This window comes from Rhodopseudomonas palustris (assembly GCF_003031265.1).
GTDB lineage: Bacteria > Pseudomonadota > Alphaproteobacteria > Rhizobiales > Xanthobacteraceae > Rhodopseudomonas > Rhodopseudomonas palustris_H.
This window is the reverse complement of record NZ_CP019966.1, coordinates 5,195,592-5,210,816: the sequence shown is the minus strand read 5'-3', so window position 1 is coordinate 5,210,816 and position 15,225 is coordinate 5,195,592. Positions and strand designations below refer to the sequence as shown.

14 protein-coding genes are annotated in these 15,225 nt (G+C 64.8%); 13 read left to right on the top strand and 1 reads right to left on the bottom strand.

Annotation, left to right across the window (positions count from 1 at the left end):
* Nucleotides 1-3 precede the first annotated feature (3 nt).
* The 9 genes from RPPS3_RS24150 (at nt 4) to phoB (ending at nt 8,515) form a co-directional block, all read left to right on the top strand.
* Nucleotides 4-300 carry a hypothetical protein gene (locus RPPS3_RS24150; protein ID WP_107346314.1) on the top strand — a complete coding sequence of 99 codons (297 nt, stop codon included), beginning with the start codon at nt 4-6 and terminating at the stop codon, nt 298-300.
* A 247-nt stretch (nt 301-547) separates the two neighbouring features.
* A complete protein-coding gene (locus RPPS3_RS24145) occupies nt 548-1,582 on the top strand; it encodes a lysylphosphatidylglycerol synthase domain-containing protein (RefSeq protein ID WP_107346313.1) in 1,035 nt (344 codons plus the stop codon).
* 3 nt (nt 1,583-1,585) lie between these two features.
* Nucleotides 1,586-2,935 carry an ATP-binding protein gene (locus RPPS3_RS24140; protein ID WP_199852176.1) on the top strand — a complete coding sequence of 450 codons (1,350 nt, stop codon included), beginning with the start codon at nt 1,586-1,588 and terminating at the stop codon, nt 2,933-2,935.
* A gap of 148 nt (nt 2,936-3,083) precedes the next feature.
* Nucleotides 3,084-4,094 (top strand): phosphate ABC transporter substrate-binding protein PstS, encoded by a 1,011-nt coding sequence (pstS, locus tag RPPS3_RS24135; RefSeq protein ID WP_107346312.1) that lies wholly within the window; start codon nt 3,084-3,086, stop codon nt 4,092-4,094.
* 209 nt (nt 4,095-4,303) lie between these two features.
* The gene (gene pstC, locus RPPS3_RS24130) at nt 4,304-5,305 is read left to right on the top strand and encodes a phosphate ABC transporter permease subunit PstC (protein WP_107346311.1); all 1,002 of its coding nucleotides are present in this window, start codon (nt 4,304-4,306) and stop codon (nt 5,303-5,305) included.
* 1 nt (nt 5,306) lies between these two features.
* A complete protein-coding gene (gene pstA / locus RPPS3_RS24125) occupies nt 5,307-6,170 on the top strand; it encodes a phosphate ABC transporter permease PstA (RefSeq protein ID WP_107346310.1) in 864 nt (287 codons plus the stop codon).
* The gene (gene pstB, locus RPPS3_RS24120) at nt 6,167-6,988 is read left to right on the top strand and encodes a phosphate ABC transporter ATP-binding protein PstB (RefSeq protein WP_107346309.1); all 822 of its coding nucleotides are present in this window, start codon (nt 6,167-6,169) and stop codon (nt 6,986-6,988) included. The genes pstA and pstB overlap by 4 nt, the downstream gene beginning before the upstream one ends.
* 23 nt (nt 6,989-7,011) lie before the next feature.
* On the top strand, nt 7,012-7,728 hold the full coding sequence (phoU, locus tag RPPS3_RS24115; protein WP_107346308.1) for a phosphate signaling complex protein PhoU: 717 nt from the start codon (nt 7,012-7,014) through the stop codon (nt 7,726-7,728).
* Nucleotides 7,729-7,801: 73 nt separating this feature from the next.
* Nucleotides 7,802-8,515 carry a phosphate regulon transcriptional regulator PhoB gene (gene phoB / locus RPPS3_RS24110; protein ID WP_011160307.1) on the top strand — a complete coding sequence of 238 codons (714 nt, stop codon included), beginning with the start codon at nt 7,802-7,804 and terminating at the stop codon, nt 8,513-8,515.
* Nucleotides 8,516-8,969: 454 nt separating this feature from the next.
* On the opposite strand, the gene RPPS3_RS24105 is transcribed toward phoB, so the two are convergent.
* A complete protein-coding gene (locus tag RPPS3_RS24105; RefSeq protein ID WP_012497883.1) occupies nt 8,970-9,479 on the bottom strand; it encodes a GcrA family cell cycle regulator in 510 nt (169 codons plus the stop codon).
* 476 nt (nt 9,480-9,955) lie between these two features.
* Between RPPS3_RS24105 and RPPS3_RS24100 the strand changes: the two genes are divergently transcribed.
* The 4 genes from RPPS3_RS24100 to RPPS3_RS24565 all read left to right on the top strand — a co-directional run bounded on the left by RPPS3_RS24100 (nt 9,956) and on the right by RPPS3_RS24565 (nt 15,217).
* Nucleotides 9,956-11,167 carry an aspartate aminotransferase family protein gene (locus tag RPPS3_RS24100; RefSeq protein ID WP_107346307.1) on the top strand — a complete coding sequence of 404 codons (1,212 nt, stop codon included), beginning with the start codon at nt 9,956-9,958 and terminating at the stop codon, nt 11,165-11,167.
* Nucleotides 11,167-12,102, top strand: coding sequence for an ornithine carbamoyltransferase (gene argF, locus RPPS3_RS24095; RefSeq protein WP_107346306.1), 936 nt, complete (start codon nt 11,167-11,169; stop codon nt 12,100-12,102). The genes RPPS3_RS24100 and argF overlap by 1 nt, the downstream gene beginning before the upstream one ends.
* Before the next feature lie 254 nt (nt 12,103-12,356).
* Nucleotides 12,357-13,358 (top strand): Hsp33 family molecular chaperone, encoded by a 1,002-nt coding sequence (locus tag RPPS3_RS24090; protein WP_107346305.1) that lies wholly within the window; start codon nt 12,357-12,359, stop codon nt 13,356-13,358.
* Between the two features lie 374 nt (nt 13,359-13,732).
* A complete protein-coding gene (locus RPPS3_RS24565) occupies nt 13,733-15,217 on the top strand; it encodes a hypothetical protein (RefSeq protein WP_159060709.1) in 1,485 nt (494 codons plus the stop codon).
* Nucleotides 15,218-15,225: the final 8 nt, after the last annotated feature.

Here is a 15,225-nt window from a genome sequence, read left to right as displayed (position 1 = left end):
CGCATGGTGGCTTTGGCGGATTTCTTCTGGGGCTGGCTGGTCGGTTCGCTGCTGCTCGGCTTCGCGGTAGGCTGGATCTCGGTGGTGCATCGCGGCCCGAGCTTCTCGCGCAATGCCGGGCTCGGCATCGCCGGCGTCGCAGCGGTGCTGGTCGGGCTGTCGCTCGCCCGTCTGGTTCCCGGCCGGGCCGGCTATTGGCTCGACCTTTTCCTCGCCATGCTGGCCGCCTATCTGATCGGGTGTGCCATCGGTTCATGGCTCCGCTACTGGGTGGTCGCGCGGCAATCGCAGCGGCCCTGACGACAGCTTTCGGCCGTGATCGACCGAGCGCTGCGACGATAGGTCCCGCGCTGCAACGAAGTCCCAAGAATGCGAAGCGCAGCCGGCCGGCTGAAGCGGATTTGAAGCGTCGCGCACCGTCCTGCGGCGTTGACCGAATTCCACTTGGCTGGAAAACACGCTACCAACGATGTGCGGCCGGCCGAAACACGGCGACAGGGCCGGGACACCAGGGGTAGAACGCGGGCGAAGGGGATTCGAGGTCTCGATGCGGATCGCAATACGCAGAACGATCGAAGTTCTGCGCGAGAAGCAAATCCTGCACAAACTCGGTGTTGCGGTCAGCATCGCGGTCATCGCGGCCGCTTGCTACGTTCTGTACCACATCCTGCGCGGCATCGACCACGATCGCGTGCTCGACGCGATGGGCCAGACCGAGCCGACCTTGATCGCGCTCGCTGCATTGTTCGTCGCCGCCGGCTATTTCACCCTGACGTTCTACGATCTGTTCGCCGTTCACGCGATCGGCCGCGACGACGTGCCTTACCGGGTCAACGCGCTCGCCGCCTTCACCAGCTATTCGATCGGCCACAATGTCGGCGCCAGCGCGCTGACCGGCGGCGCGGTGCGCTACCGGATCTACTCGGCCTGGGGGCTCGATGCGATCGACGTCGCCAAGGTGTGTTTCCTTGCCGGCCTGACGTTCTGGCTCGGCAACGCCGCGGTGCTCGGCCTCGGCGTCGCCTATCATCCCGAGGCGGCGTCTGCGGTCGATCTGTTGCCGCCCGCGGTCAACCGCGTGCTGGCGCTGCTGATCCTTGCCGGCTTGATGGTCTATGTCGCGTGGGTGTCATTCAAGCCGCGCTGCGTCGGGCGCGGCAGTTGGACGGTGACCCTGCCGGGCGGCAAGCTGACGCTGCTGCAGATCGCGATCGGCATCGTCGATCTCGGCTTCTGCGCGCTCGCGATGTACGTGCTGACCCCCGATGAGCCCAATGTCGGCTTCGTGGTGGTCGCGGTGATCTTCGTGTCGGCGACGCTGCTCGGTTTCGCCAGCCATTCGCCCGGTGGGCTCGGCGTGTTCGACGCCGCGATGCTGGTCGGGCTGTGGCAGATGGACAAGGAAGAGCTGCTCGCCGGCATGCTGCTGTTCCGCCTGCTGTACTACATCGTGCCGTTCGTGATATCGGTCGTCGTGCTTGCGGTCCGGGAGATCGTGCTCGGTGCGCGGCTGAAGCGGGTTCGTCCGCTGGCCGAAGCGCTGAAGCCGGAACCGGTGCGCGGAGATCCCTCACCAGGTTGAGCCATGACCACCGCACCCGCGCCCGACGAGCAAGCCCGCCCGGTCCGCGAACTCGTACTCGCTCCGCCGACACCGTCTTCCACATCGCTGCTGACGCATTGGTCCGATCGGCTTCGCCACGCCGCGATCATCCTGATCGCCGGCGCGCTCGCGCTCACCGCGCTGGTGCTGTTCGCCCAGCTCGCGATCGGTCCGGCGATCGCGGCGTTCGCCTGCTTGGTCGCCGCCGCGCTGGTGCCATGGCGGTTGCATGACAGTTCCAGCGCGCTCGACGACACGCTCGGCGTCAGCCCGGTGGAAATGCCGGTGGTGCGTGCCATCGTCGCCGGCATGCCCGATCCGGCGGTGCTGCTCGATCGTGCCGGCCGGGTCATCCACCTCAACGCCGCTGCGGCGCAGCTCGCGCCGGCGCTGCGGGTGCGGGAGCTGGCGCAGTTTGCGCTGCGCAGCCCCGAGATCGTCACCGCGCTGCGCGAGGCGATTGCGACCTCGGAGCCGCGCCGCGCCACCTATCTCGATCACGGCTCGATCGAACGCTGGCTCGAACTGATCATCGCGCCGGTGCAGGTGCCGACCGCGTTCGGCGGCACCGATCAATGCATGCTGATGACGTTCCACGACCTGACGCCGCTGCGCCGGGTCGAGGAGATGCGCGCCGATTTCGTCGCCAATGCCAGCCACGAGCTGCGCACGCCGCTCGCGGCCTTGTCCGGCTTCATCGACACGCTGCAGGGGCAGGCGCGCGACGATCCGAAGGCGCGCGAGCGTTTCCTCGGCATCATGCACGCTCAGGCGACCCGGATGGCGCGGCTGATCGACGACCTGCTGTCGCTGTCGCGGGTCGAGCTCAGCGCGCATGTTCGCCCCGATGCGATCATCGACCTGAAGCCGCTGATCAAGCAGGTCACCGACGGCCTTGAGCCGCTGGCCAAAGAACGCCAGGTGGTGATCGAGCTGGAGCTGCCGGAGGACGCCGCGACCATCGCCGGCGATCGCGAAGAGCTGCTGCGGCTGTTCGAAAACCTGATCGAGAACGCGCTGAAGTATGGCGCCTCGGGCGGCCGTGTGGTGGTCTCGGTGGTGGCTGCCGTGTCGGGCGACGGCGTGCCGGAGTATCGCGCGCTGGTGCGCGATTTCGGCCCCGGTATCGCGCCCGAGCATCTGCCGCGGCTGACCGAAAGGTTCTACCGGGTGGACGTTGGCGACAGCCGCTCTCAGGGTGGTACGGGGTTAGGATTATCGCTGGTGAAACATATTGTTAACCGTCACCGCGGCCGTCTGCTGATCGAAAGCGTGCTGAAAAAGGGCGCCACTTTCACCGTCTGTTTCCCTCAGGGAAAGCCCCAGGTCTGAGTCGAATAATCGTTCGATGTCAGGCGCTTAGTGCAGTCACATGACTGTCATCAAACCCTCATAAAAGGTCAACCGACCGCTCGTAGACGGGCGGGGTAAGCGCAGTCGGGCGCGCTGAGCGCTTCGCTTACAGATGGAGACCTTCCCCATGAATTTCATCAAGGCAATCGTCGCGGCCGGTCTGGTTGCGGCGTCGACCTCGGCCTTCGCCGCCGACATCACCGGCGCTGGCGCCACCTTCCCGTACCCCGTCTACTCGAAGTGGGCCGATGCCTATAAGAAGGACACTGGCAACGGTCTGAACTATCAGTCGATCGGTTCGGGCGCCGGCATCAAGCAGATCATCGCCAAGACCGTGACCTTCGGCGCCACCGACGCGCCGCTGAAGCCGGAACAGCTCGACAAGGAAGGCCTGGTGCAATGGCCGATGGTGATGGGCGCCATCGTGCCGGTCGTGAACCTCGAAGGCGTGAAGCCGGGCGAGATGGTGCTCGACGGCGAGACCCTGGCCAACATCTACATCGGCAAGATCACCAAGTGGGACGACCCGGCGATCAAGAAGCTGAACCCGAAGGTCAGCCTGCCGAGCGACGCGATCACCGTGGTTCGCCGCTCCGACGGTTCGGGCACCACCTTCAACTTCACCGACTACCTGTCCAAGGTCAGCGCTGACTGGAAGGCCAAGGTTGGTTCGGGCACCGCGGTCGAGTGGCCGGTCGGCGTCGGCGCCAAGGGCAACGAAGGCGTTGCCGGCAACGTCGGTCAGACCAAGAATTCGATCGGTTACGTCGAATACGCCTACGCCAAGCAGAACAAGCTGACCTACACCGGCCTGGTGAACAGCGCCGGCAAGACCGTGCAGCCGACCATCGCGGCCTTCCAGGCTGCCGCGTCGAACGCCGACTGGGCCAAGGCTCCGGGCTACTACCTGATCCTGACCAACCAGCCGGGCGAAGCCTCGTGGCCGATCACCGCCGCGACCTTCATCCTGATGCACAAGGAGCCGGTCGATAAGGCGGCGTCCGCCGAAGCCGTCAAGTTCTTCAAGTGGGCGTTCGAGAAGGGCGCCAAGGCGGCCGAAGAGCTCGACTACATCCCGATGCCGGAACCGGTCGTCAAGCTTATCGAGAAGACCTGGGCCGCGGACATCAAGAGCTGATAGTCTGAAGTTTAGCTGCGATCCGGATCCGTCCGGGTCGCAGCCCGACGTTCACGCGAACGACGGACCCCGAGGCTCGTACACTCGGGCTCCGGCTTTGCACCGCAGTCGGTGCTGGCGCGACCCTCGATCGCGCATCCGGTTTTCAATTCAGATCTCCAGCCGCGAGGCGCGGTTTCGGCCCTGCAGTAGGCATGAGGAGAGTTAGCGTGGCGGACATGGCGGTTGAGACGACCGGGTTGCAGACGGCTGCCGGACCTTACGATCGGGCCAAGGCCCTGAGTGCCTTCAAGCTCGGCGACAAGACCTTCTATTGGACGACGCGCGCTTGCGCGATCTCGGTGCTGCTGATCCTCGGCGGCATCATCATCTCGCTGATCGTCGGTGCCCTGCCGGCGATCCGCGAATTCGGCTTCTCGTTTCTCACCACCTCGCGCTGGGCGCCGGCCAATGATCCGCCGGTCCTCGGCGCGCTCGGCCCGATCTACGGCACGCTGGTGACGTCGCTGATCGCGATGATGATCGCGATCCCGGTCGGTCTCGGCATCGCGATTTTCCTCACCGAGCTGTGCCCGATGTGGCTGCGCCGCCCGATCGGCCTCGCCATCGAACTGCTCGCCGGCATCCCGTCGATCATCTACGGGATGTGGGGCTTCTTCGTGCTAGGCCCGTTCCTGGCCTATCACTTCCAGCCGGCGATGATCGCGCTGTTCGAGGGCGTGCCGGTGCTCGGCGATATCTTCGCCGGTCCGCCGTCCTATCTCAGCCTGTTCAACGCCTCGCTGATCCTCGCCATTATGGTGCTGCCGTTCATCACCGCGATCTCGGTCGACGTCTTCAAGACCGTGCCGCCGGTGCTGAAAGAGGCCGCCTACGGCGTCGGCTGCACCACCTGGGAAGTCGTCCGCAGCGTCGTGATCCCCTACACCCGGGTCGGCGTGATCGGCGGCGTGATGCTGGCGCTCGGCCGCGCGCTCGGCGAGACCATGGCGGTCACCTTCATCATCGGCAACTCGTTCCGGATCACCGGCTCGATCTTCTCGCCCGGCACCACGATCTCGGCGGCGATCGCCTCCGAATTCGCCGAGAGCGACGGCCTGCATCAGTCCGGCCTAATCCTGCTCGGCCTCCTGCTGTTCATTCTGACCTTCCTGGTGCTGGCGGCCGCCCGGCTGCTGCTGCTGCGGCTCGAACTCAAGGCGGGCAAGTAAGATGTCGCCGATCCATCTCGACAACCCGATCTACAAGCGCCGTCACCGCAACGATCTGGTGATCAAGGTGCTGTGCTCGGCGGCGGCGCTGTTCGGCGTCACCTGGCTGGCGCTGATCCTGTTCACGCTGTTCTGGAACGGCCTCGCCGGTCTCAACTTCGAAATATTCACCCAGAATACCCCGCCGCCGGGCTCGAACGAGGGCGGCCTGCTCAACGCCATCGTCGGCTCGATCATCATGACGATCCTCGGCGTCGGCATCGGCGCGCCGCTCGGATTGTTCGCCGGCACGTACCTCGCCGAGTACGGCAAGTACGACAAGCTGACCTCGGTGATCCGCTTCATCAACGACATCCTGCTCAGCGCGCCCTCGATCATCATCGGTCTGTTCATCTACGGCGCGGTGGTGGTGACGATGGGCCGGTTCTCGGCGCTTGCCGGCGCGCTGGCGCTGGCGGTGATCGTGATCCCGGTGGTGGTGCGCACCACAGAAGACATGCTGCTGCTGGTGCCGAGCTCGCTGCGCGAAGCCGCCTCGGCGCTCGGCCTGCCGCGCTCGCTGGTGATCCGCCGGATCGCCTATCGCGCCGCCCGCGCCGGTCTGATCACCGGCATCCTGCTGGCGACCGCCCGTGTCGCCGGTGAGACCGCGCCGCTGCTGTTCACCGCGCTCAGCAACCAGTTCTTCAGCCTGGATCTGACCAAGACGATGGCCAACCTGCCGGTGACCATCAACAACTTCGTCCAGAGCCCCTACGCTTACTGGAAGCAGCTCGCCTGGACCGGCGCGCTGCTGATCACCCTGACCGTGCTTGCCCTGAACATTGGCGCGCGCATCATCGGCGCCGAGAGGACCACGAAATGACCGAGATCTCGATCGCCACCAGCGTTCCGTCTGCGATGCCGCCGATCGGCGCCCAGCCGGACGGCCCGGCCAAGGTGACCGTGCGTGACCTCAATTTCTACTACGGTCAGAACCACGCGCTGAAGCACATCAACCTGGCGCTCGCCACCAACCGCGTCACCGCGTTCATCGGTCCGTCGGGCTGCGGCAAGTCGACCCTGCTGCGCATCTTCAACCGGATGTACGATCTGTATCCGGGCCAGCGCGCCGAGGGGCAGGTGCTGCTCGACAACACCAACATCCTCGACCCCAAGCTCGACCTCAACCTGCTGCGCGCGCGGGTCGGCATGGTGTTCCAGAAGCCGACGCCGTTCCCGATGACGATCTATGAGAACATCGCGTTCGGCGTCCGCCTGTACGAGAAGATCTCGAAGTCGGAGATGGACGGCCGGGTCGAAAAGGCGCTGCGTGGCGCGGCACTTTGGAATGAAGTGAAGGACAAGCTCGGCGCCTCCGGCCTCAGCCTGTCGGGCGGTCAGCAGCAGCGTCTGTGCATCGCCCGCACCATCGCGGTGCGGCCGGAAGTGATCCTGTTCGACGAGCCGTGCTCGGCGCTCGACCCGATCTCCACCGCCAAGATCGAAGAGCTGATCGACGAGCTGAAGGAACAATACACCATCGCGATCGTGACCCATAACATGCAGCAGGCGGCGCGCGTGTCGGAGTCGACCGCCTTCATGTATCTCGGCGAGCTGATCGAGTTCGGCCCGACCAACAAGATCTTCACCTCGCCGAGCGATCGGCGCACCCAGGATTACATCACCGGCCGGTTCGGCTGACGCGGCGGGCGAGGAGCACGGATATGGGATTCGAACACACCACCAAGGCGTTCGACGGCGATCTGCAGGAGCTGACCCGGCTGGTTGCGGAGATGGGCGGTTTGGCCGAGCGTCAGATCGTCGACTCGGTCGATGCGCTGATCCGGCGCGACGTCGCGCTGGCCTCGCGCGTGGTCGCGGCCGATGCCGAGATCGACCAGATGCAGCGCAATATCGAAGAGCGCGCGGTGCTGACCATCGCGCGGCGCCAGCCGATGGCGATCGATCTGCGTGAAATCGTCGGCGCGATGCGCGTCGCCACCGACCTCGAGCGGATCGGCGATCTGTCGAAGAACATCGCCAAGCGCGTCAATGCGATCGACAGCGACTTCCATCCGCTGAAGCTGATCCGCGGCCTCGAACACATGACCGACCTGGTGCAGTCGCAGGTCAAGGCGGTGCTCGATGCTTATACGGCGCACGATCTGCCGGCCGCGATGGTGGTGTGGAACGGCGACGAGGAAGTCGACGCGATCTGCACCTCGCTGTTCCGCGAGCTGCTCACTTACATGATGGAAGATCCGCGCAACATCTCGTTCTGCATCCACCTGATGTTCTGCGCCAAGAACATCGAGCGGATCGGCGATCACGCGACCAATATCGCCGAGACGGTGTTCTACATGATCGAAGGCCAGCAGATCATGGACAAGCGCCCGAAGGGCGACATGACCACCTTCGCCAACGCGACGCCCGGTAACTGACGCTGCTCTGGCGCCGGCCCGCCGGGCCGGCCGCCATGGGACGGATCGAGACGACACTGAGACGAGGACGACAATGGCTGCGCGCATTCTGGTAGTTGAAGACGAGGAAGCGCTGACGACGCTGCTGCGATACAATCTGGAATCCGAAGGTTACGAGGTCGAGACGGTGGCGCGCGGCGACGACGCCGACACCCGGATGAAGGAGCGGATTCCCGACCTGGTAGTTCTGGACTGGATGCTGCCGGGCCTCTCCGGCATCGAGCTGTGCCGCCGGCTGCGGGCGCGGCCGGAAACCAAGCAACTGCCGATCATCATGCTGACGGCGCGTGGCGAAGAAAGCGAGCGGGTCCGTGGGCTCGCGACCGGCGCCGACGATTACATCGTCAAGCCGTTCTCGGTGCCGGAGCTGCTGGCCCGGGTGAAGGGCCTGCTGCGCCGCGCGGCGCCGGAGCGTCTCGCCACCGTGCTGGCGTACGGTGATCTCGAACTCGACCGCGACAAGCGCCGGGTGGCGCGCTCCGGCCGGCCGATCGATCTCGGTCCGACCGAGTATCGCCTGCTCGAATTCTTCCTGGAGCATCCGGGCCGGGTGTTCAGCCGCGAGCAACTGCTCGACGGCGTCTGGGGCCGTGACATCTATATCGATGAGCGCACCGTCGACGTGCATATCGGCCGCCTGCGCAAGCTGCTCAATATCGGTCGCGAGCAGGACCCGATCCGCACCGTCCGCGGCGCCGGCTACGCCCTCGACGATCGCTTCGCCAAGGTCGAAGGCAGCCCGTCGTAGTTGTTAGAGCATCTCTGCTTTTAACAATCAGGAGGCGCACTTCCTGGCGGTCGCAGCTTGCAGAACCTCATGGTGAGGAGGCGCGAAGCGCCGTCTCGAACCATGCGCCGCAGGCGATGTGGCTCCTCATCCTTCGAGACACCCGGCGAAGCCGGGCTCCTCGGGATGAGGACTGCGGACGCTTGGCAAGGGCCGATCCGCTTCAATCAATCGATGAAGCGCTCTAGCCGCTCTCGCCTGCTAACAAGACTGATGAGTTCACAGCCCGCTCAGCCTTGCTGAGCGGGCTGCTGATTTATGGGCTGCGCAACGCCAGCCATCCTCCGCGACCGCGGAGGATCCAGTCTTGCAGTTTGTTTGGTGGGAGAAAGGTCGGCTCTGGATGCGGTCGCCCGGCGGTCCCGGGCGATCATGCGTTGAGCCAAGCGCAGCGGCTGTGCTGCGCGGGCGGTGATTACCGCGTGGTCTTGGGAGCTGCGCGGCGGCGATCGCCGACCGGCTGATAGGCGATGCGCGAGTGATGCGCGCAGTAGGGCAGGCCCGGCAGCGACTTGCCGCCGCAGAAGAAGAATTCCGGGCTCGACGGATCGCCGACCGGCCAGTGGCAGGTGGCTTCGTTGAGTTCCAGCAGAGACAGCCGCTGGTTCATCGGAACCACGTTGTCGAAGGCGATCGGATCGGGCTCGGCTTCCACTTCGAAAGCGTGCGCCAGCGCGGTGTTGCCGCGCGCCACCGGGCGGGTCACCCTCATCATCTGCTGCACCGGGCGCGCCTTGCGCGGCCGCGGCGCTGCCGACGTGGGGCTCTTGGCCCGGCCCGACAGGCCGAGGCGGTGGACCTTGCCGATCACGGCATTGCGGGTGACGTTGCCAAGCTCGGCGGCAATTTGACTCGCCGACAGCCCGCCCTCCCACAATTTCTTCAACTGCTCGACGCGCTCGTCGGTCCAGGTCAATGCCGTCATAGTTCTATCCCTTCCTGCCGCGGGCGCCGAAGGGCGGCGCGGAACCGCGGCTGTGAGGTCGTCAAAATCTCAGCTGTCAGAATCCCTTAGCGCTCGCCGGACGACCCTTGCCGCCCCGGCGTTACGCCTCATCCGAGAACTCGAAATGGATTACAAACCGCGCACGAGATGTCGTACCCGACAGTCAAAAGGCTACAATATGCCGTGACTCACGCGCAAGAGTCCGACCCGGTGCGTCCACACCTTCTCCTGTGAGTGAGTCCGCGAAGCCACAACAAACAGCGCGAGTGCTGCTTTCTGGCAGCACTTCGTCGAAGCTCCGTGTTGACAGTGAGTTCGACGCTTCTAGAATAATCCCACGTGCCGCCTGGAAAGGCGGCACGTTTCGTTTCCGGGGTACGTTGTCCCAGACTGCGTTCGTGTCATGCGCGTGACGCGGCCGGCCGGCGGCCCGCTATTTTCCGATCGGATCGGCCATGTCTCAGAGCGCTTCAACGTCCCATCTCCTCCCGGTTTTCGCCAGAGCGGATGTCGCGTTCGAGCGCGGCGAAGGTGTCTGGCTGCACGGAACTGATGGCGAGCGCTACCTCGATTTCACCAGCGGCGTCGCCGTCAACGCGCTCGGCCATTGCCATCCGCATCTGGTCGAAGCCTTGCAGCAGCAGGCGACCAAACTGTGGCACATGTCCAACCTGTTCAAGAGCCCGGACGGCGAGAAGCTGGCGGCGCGGCTGTGTGAACAGAGCTTTGCCGACAAGGTGTTCTTCTGCAATTCGGGCGCTGAAGCGGTCGAGTGCGCGCTGAAGATGGCGCGGCACTATCACTTCTCCAAAGGCGAGCCCGAGCGCACCCGGGTGATTACTTTCGAAGGCGCGTTCCACGGCCGCACGCTCGGCACGCTCGCCGCTACCGGCTCGGCAAAGTACCTGGAAGGTTACGGCAAGCCGCTCGACGGTTTCGATCAGTTGCCGCTCGGTGACCTCGATGCGGTCAAGGCCGCGATCGGTCCGAATACCGCCGCGATCCTGATCGAGCCGCTGCAGGGCGAGGGCGGCGTGCGCTCGCCGGAGCTGGCGTTCTTCCGCGGCCTGCGCGAGCTGTGCGACGCGCACGGCCTGCTGCTGATCTTCGACGAAGTCCAGACCGGCATGGGCCGCACCGGCGAACTGTTCGCCTATAAGCGGGTCGGCGTCGCGCCGGATTTGATGTCGCTGGCCAAGGCGCTCGGCGGCGGCTTTCCGATCGGCGCCTGCCTGTCGACCGCCGAGGCGGCGAAGGGCATGGCGCCGGGCGCGCACGGTTCGACCTTCGGCGGTAATCCGCTGGCCGTCGCGGCCGCCAACGCGGTGCTCGACATCATGCTGCAGCCGGGCTTCTTCGACCACGTCAAGAAGATGTCGCTGCTGCTGAAGCAGAAGCTCGCCGGCGTCGTCGATCGGCATCCGCGCGTCGTCAGCGAAATCCGCGGCGAAGGCTTGCTGCTCGGCCTCAAGGCGGTGGTGCCGTCGCCCGAGCTGATCGCGGCGCTGCGGGCCGAGAAGCTGCTCACCGTCGGCGCCGGCGACAACGTCGTGCGTCTGCTGCCGCCGCTGATCGTCAGCGAGGCCGAACTTGACGAGGCGATCGGGCGACTGGAGCGCGCCTGCGTCACGCTTGCCGGGCAGGCGGCGCAGAAGGAGGCGGTGTGATGAGCAGCTCCAGCAACACGCCGCGGCACTTCCTCGATCTGACCGAACTGCCGACCTCCGAGCTCCGCAACATGCTGGCCGCTGCGGTCGCCATGAAGGCGAAGCGCAAGGCGAACGCCGATGCCGACAAGCCGCTCTCCGGCAAGACGCTGGCGATGATCTTCGACAAGCCGTCGACCCGGACGCGGGTGTCGTTCGACGTCGGCATGCGCCAGCTCGGCGGCGAGTCGATCATGCTGACCGGTGCCGAGATGCAGCTCGGCCGCGGCGAGACCATCGCCGACACCGCGCGGGTGCTGTCGCGCTTCGTCGACATCATCATGATCCGCATCCTCAATCACGAGGCGCTGCTGGAGCTCGCCGCCAACGCCACCGTGCCGGTGATCAACGGCCTGACTCGCAAGTCGCATCCGTGCCAGGTGATGGCCGACGTGATGACGTTCGAGGAGCATCGCGGCCCGATCAAGGGGCGCACCATCGCCTGGACCGGCGACGACAACAACGTGTTGGCGTCGTTCGCTCACGCCGCCCAGCGCTTCGACTTCAAGCTCAACATCGCCACCCCGCCGCAGCTGTCGCCCAGCAAGGCGCTGCGCGACTGGATCAAACAGAGCGGCGCGGCGATCACCATCGGCACCGATCCGGAGGAAGCCGTGCGCGGCGCCGACTGCGTCGTCACCGACACCTGGGTGTCGATGGGCGACAAGGACGGCGAGCACCGCCACAATTTGCTCAAGCCCTATCAGGTCAACGCCAAGCTGATGTCGCTCGCCCACAAGGACGCGATCTTCATGCACTGCCTGCCGGCGCATCGCGGCGAAGAGGTCACCGACGAGGTGATCGACGGCCCGCAGTCGGTGGTGTTCGACGAAGCCGAAAACCGCCTGCACGCCCAAAAGGGCATTCTGGCCTGGTGCCTCGGCGCGGTGGCGTAAGGCCCCCACTTGCGGCCCCCTCCCTCTCTCCCCTCGCGGGGGAAGATGGCTTCGCGTAGATGCCGGGTGAGGGGGGTGCGGGCACAGCGCTCCAGTCGCTCCTCATCGGACGCTAACCGCGTCCGCGCTAGCTTCTTCCGCAAGGAAGAAAGGCATAAGCCGCGTCGCAAGGCTGCGGTACAACAGGGCTGCCATTCATCGCTTATGCCCATCGGCCCTTTCGAACTTCGTCCTCTGCCCCCAGATAAGCGCCCATGACCTCACAAGCCCCCGATCCGACCACCCCCGAGATGCCCTCCGTGCGCGCGCCGTCTGCGGTGCCGATCGACGACAGCGTGCTGCCGTTCGAAGTCGGCCCGCTCGATCTGCGCGGCCGGCTGACCAAGCTCGGCCCGGCGCTCGATGAGCTGCTCGCCAAGCACGCCTATCCGGTACCGGTCGCCAAGCTGCTCGGCGAAGCGATCGTGCTCGCGACGCTGCTCGGCTCGTCGCTGAAGTTCGACGGCCGCTTCATCTTGCAGACCCAGACCGACGGCCCGGTGTCGTTCCTGATCGTCGACTTCCAGGCGCCCGACCGGCTGCGGGCCTATGCGCGCTACGATGAGGCCAAGCTTGAGCCCGGCCTCAGCTCCGGTGCACTGCTCGGCAACGGCCATCTGGCGATGACCATCGACCAGGGCCCCGACATGCGGCGCTATCAGGGTCTCGTCGCCTTGAACGGCGGCGGCCTGGAGGAAGCGGCGCACGAGTACTTCCTGCGCTCCGAACAGATCCCGACCAAGGTGCGGCTCGCAGTCGGCGAAGAGTGGCGCGGCGGCGAAGGCGGCCGGCATCACTGGCGCGCCGGCGGCATGCTGCTGCAATTCCTGCCGAAGTCGCCGGAGCGCGCGCGCCAGGCCGATCTGCATCCCGGCGACGCGCCGGAAGGCACGCAGGTTCACACCGTCGATGAGGACGACGCCTGGGTCGAAGGCCAGTCGCTGATCGCGACCGTCGAGGATGTCGAACTGATCGATCCGGATCTGTCCGGCGAACGGCTGCTGTATCGGCTGTTTCACGAACGCGGCGTGCGCGTGTTCTCGTCGCTGCCGATCAAGGCGGAATGCTCGTGCTCGCGCGACGCCGTCTCCCGCATGCTCGCCCGCTTCGCCCCGCAGGACCGCGCCGACATGGTCAAGGACGGCAAGGTCGTGGTGACCTGCGAGTTCTGCTCATCGGTGTATGAGTTTACGCCTGAAGAGGCTGGGGTGGAGTAACCCATTGGAAGAAGGAATTTATTAGGGCCGGCATTCTCCGTCTTCTCTCACCTTTCCGGCCAACGTCACCTTGCTTTGCAACCCGAGCGTTAGCTACGCTCGGCGTGCACGGAATCGCGGGGAGGACGATGGCTGATTTAAGCGGGGTAACGCGTGGTGCAGGTGGCGGACCGCCTGACCCACGCGACGACGCTGCGTTCAAGGAATGGCTCACTCCTCATCCGCACGGGTGGTCAGTGGTGTTAGCTGTGCGCGCCGCGGCACGCGTGCTTCCGCTAGTGCGGTCGAGGAAGCTTTTACCTGTCATTCAGCCGGTATTCCGGGCTGTGGCGATTGCCCACTTTGCCGCGAAATCCTTGCGTCAAGCATCGACGATGGCCGTCGCCGCCTCCTCTGCCGCCTCAGTTGCGGCTTCCGCCGCTGCTTTTGTCGAGGGACCTGCGTCCCGTTCAACTAGGAACGCCGGCCATGCCCGTCTCGCCTCAGTTGCCGTACAAGCTGCCCGCTACGCCTCTGCCGCGCGGGCGGTAAGTGCGGCTTCTGCCGCTGCTTCGGCGATCTCCCCCAATGCCGCTCAAACTTATGCTTCTGTCGCTGCTTCCTGCGCTGCAGACGCGTCCGCTTATGCCGCTGCCTCCGCAGCTGTCGCCATCCAGCGCGATGCGATTGCGTTGTCTTTGGGAAGTCTCACTCCAGAAGAACTTGCCACACGGATGTTGTGGCCAGAACACTCTATTCCGCCTTTCGCTAATCAATGGGCAGAGCTTCGCTCAGAGCTTCTCAAGAAAGGCAAGCATTGGTCGATCTGGATCGATTGGTATGACCGCGTTCTTTTGGGAGGCGAGTCATCAGAAGATGCAGATGCTGCCTTCACCGATATATTTGAAGCTCTGCCGTGGCAGAATTACGCAGCGACTAATCTTGAGATAGCAAGACGTTTGCGGGTGATCGGAGGCCGGGAAGCGGCCGGTTATGTACTTAACTCGCCGGCGAGTGACCCTGACCCTATCGAGGATGCTCCTTGTCCGATTTCCATTGTTCGCCGATTGGATGGTCGGGTTGGAGCCGACGCTGGCGTGTTTTCCGAGCCGGCGCTTCCTCCGTCCATAAAGCCGGCCGACCACGCGAGATTAGTGGAGGCTTGCAGCGCGCGAGCTGGACGATTGTTGAATCAAGCCGCTTCGCCCAGTTTTCAAGGGCGAGCGGACTATGCCGATGCACTATCACAGTATCTCGAGTGGCTGCCTTCCAACTCTGGGGCGGGGAATGTTTTACTCGCTGATGGAGAAGCAAGGGTTCTGAGCAAGCTGTTTGTTGCCGAGCAGGGCATTTTGCCGACCGCTTTTGCTAGTAGTCTGTCGACGTTGCTTGAAGACCATTACGGACTTCGCGCCTACTATCCAGAGCTTGAGCGGCACTATCACTCAATACGTACTGGACATCTTGCTACGCCGCTTCCGCATGACGCTGTTGAGGGCGTTCGCAGGATAATTCATGCGCATTCGCCAGCAGTGTTTGACGAGACTGTTGCGCCCGTCATGGATGAGACGGCAAGGCCTGTGCCTGCGGTGAGGCCACCGCTCGCAGAGGACGCGCCACCGCCGGATCCCAATCGTCCCAAGCCGCCGAGAGACCCGATTGCCGACATCGATCCGGCCGCGTCACGCAACTACATATTCGCGAGTGCTGCGAATCTCATCTACAAAGTCTTGAAGGCTGGGAAAGATGTCGGCTCTGTCGCTAAGGGTTGGAACGACGCCTATGAGGCGCTTAGGCCATATGTCGGGCCGCTGCTGGATTGGCTAAGAAGTTGGCTAGGCGGTGGGGGAGATGGTGGGGCGCCTACTATTTCGGCTTAGGCGCCTCT